Source organism: Pseudoalteromonas sp. NZS100_1, assembly GCF_015864285.1.
GTDB lineage: Bacteria > Pseudomonadota > Gammaproteobacteria > Enterobacterales > Alteromonadaceae > Pseudoalteromonas > Pseudoalteromonas arctica.
In genome coordinates, this window is sequence record NZ_JADYXN010000070.1 from 1 (window position 1) to 2,224 (window position 2,224).

The following is a 2,224-nucleotide window of genomic DNA, read 5'->3' on the forward strand; positions in this document are numbered from 1 at the left end:
CAGAACCGTCCTGTGCAGTTATCTTCTTTGTTCGCTCTGCGCGCAATACCTTCATTTAATAAGCGCATAAACCAGCTAATACTTGATAGGCGCTCTCGATATTCCTTTACTGTTTGATTAAAAAATATGAGCTCTATTTTGCTTAGCTTTTCGCCTTGGATGTATTTTTGTGTAATCAATGTACCTTTACAAAGCTTATGCCAACGAATAACAATGGCTTTGTCATTCAGTCTATTGGCTTTTTTATCATCAACATACAGTACTAAATGTGTATGGTTACTCATTACGGCATAAGCACACACATCAATACAAAATACCTTCGCTAATTCAAGTAGCTTATCTTCAACCCAGCCTCGTCGATGTTCGTAAGACTTACCCGTAAAGTGGTCTTCACCACACAGAAAGGCACGTCGAACACACCGTGAAATACAATGATAATATTTCGTATCAACCAAACTTACTTGACGCTTTCTTGCAATTGCCATGTGACACCCTGCTTGTTTTTTGCACTAAACAAAGGCTAGCCTCTAACTTCGAAAAGTGCAAAATTTAGGATGAGTGTCTTGTTAATTCGCTTTTTCACTAAATAACCTAGGCAGCACTAATGCTGCCTAGGTTTAACTTCCTTTTATGATTGTTAAAGAACTACGGTTAGTTAACCGATTTAAAACCCTGGTTCTTCATGAAAAATAGAAAGCTGTATTTAATTTTTTCAACAGCTTACAAATCAACCATCAAAAATGAAGTGAATTTCTGCCACAAGGTTTTCCCAAACTTAATTTCACTCTCGGGCTTAATGTTATCTGTGTATTTCCATGGAAATTTAAAAATATCTGGCGGTGTTAGCTTTTTAATAGGTTTTCCCGCCAATAAGTTATCAAGCTGCTCTTCATCATTAAATTCTTTTCTAAGCTCATCATCAGCTTGATTCATTTTCTTTAAAAATGACTTATCAACGCGATACCAAAAGTACTTAGGGCGACCATTGGCTTTATCAAATTCAGCAGTGGTTTTATCAAACTCTCGGTAATATTCAAATTGTGGGATGTCTGCTAATGGCTGAGTAACATCCATAAAGTTTTGTAATAATTCCCAATGTTGAAAACTGCAAGCTATCTCATTGTTGTAAGCAACATCATAACGCTGATCTTCTTTATAATGAAGAAGCGTAAGCCCTCTATGTGGAAATCCACTTTTGGGATTATGTGTAGCTTTGTAGTGAGCATTAAATTCTTCAAAGCTTAAATAAGCAAAGCTCTTTGCATCGCTTTTGGGTACTTTAACTACACCTGTTTTACGTTCGAAAATAACTGCTAATTTAAAATTAGATCTAAAATATGGCCATATTACCCAGTTTGAAATTTTTGAAAAACACCAAACAGATAACAACACAGTGTAACTATCAAATGCTTCAGCAATATCTCCAAGCAAAAAACTAGTAATAGGAAAAGCTAGCAAAAGAAACAGTATTGATATGTGGAATATCCCCCAAGCGAAAGTTAAAGTGTCTATGAGACTTACAGGGTTAGAAGCCAAAGGTAATTCCAATCGGCTCTCATTTTGACTAAGAATACTTCGATGCTGGTTTGCTGCACCACTTATATTCAATTTATATTCTAATCTTTGAGAGTTATCAAAGCAGTGCCCAAACACATCACCTCTAGGAAATAACGCTTGCTTACTTTGGTAACGGCAATACATAGAGTCACGCTCATCAGTCGCTATTCCATCTCTATACTTTGTATCTTGCTTGCCTCTGTAAGCTGTGTCAGCATATTGTTCAAGCATATTCGATTTCCTTTATTGTCCAGGCCTTGTCTGGTATTTCTCCATCTTCCCAATCATTGCGCTCATCAACATCCACATAAGGCAAGGTCACATTTTTATCTAACCGATACTGCACTTTTACTTTCCAATCAACCTCAAAGTTTAATGGCCACATTGATAATACTGGTATGGTATATTTAAACCCAGTAATAGCCCCTGATTCAGTGTTTTCTTTTTGGATAACCTGCCAATTTTTATGGCCATGACGAAACTCCTGCTCAAAATGCAAAATTCCCTCATCTTCAATTTGGTAAACTTGAACAAACACCTCTGATTGCCCTAACGCAAAGTTTGGTGTGTCTATATCAATGGTTAATGGCGAATTAAACTAGACAGCCACTCTAATTGTGCAAGCTAAACTGTGCCATAAAATCTACTTTTTATGTTAAAAACTTAC

At 36.4% G+C, this 2,224-nt stretch carries 3 protein-coding genes; all 3 read right to left on the reverse strand.

The window, feature by feature from the left end:
- On the reverse strand, nt 1-485 hold a 485-nt coding region (locus tag I6F66_RS20475), incomplete at its 3' end, for a transposase (protein ID WP_197209657.1).
- Nucleotides 486-720: 235 nt separating this feature from the next.
- On the reverse strand, nt 721-1,788 hold the full coding sequence (locus I6F66_RS20480; RefSeq protein ID WP_197209658.1) for a hypothetical protein: 1,068 nt from the start codon (nt 1,786-1,788) through the stop codon (nt 721-723).
- Nucleotides 1,781-2,095 carry a hypothetical protein gene (locus I6F66_RS20485; protein ID WP_197209659.1) on the reverse strand — a complete coding sequence of 105 codons (315 nt, stop codon included), beginning with the start codon at nt 2,093-2,095 and terminating at the stop codon, nt 1,781-1,783. Before I6F66_RS20485 ends, I6F66_RS20480 begins: the two co-directional genes overlap by 8 nt.
- Nucleotides 2,096-2,224: the final 129 nt, after the last annotated feature.

Coding starts and splice junctions, on each gene's coding strand:
- I6F66_RS20480 (WP_197209658.1), bottom strand. CDS start 1,788: ATGCTTGAACAATATGCTGACACAGCTTACAGAGGCAAGCAAGATACA.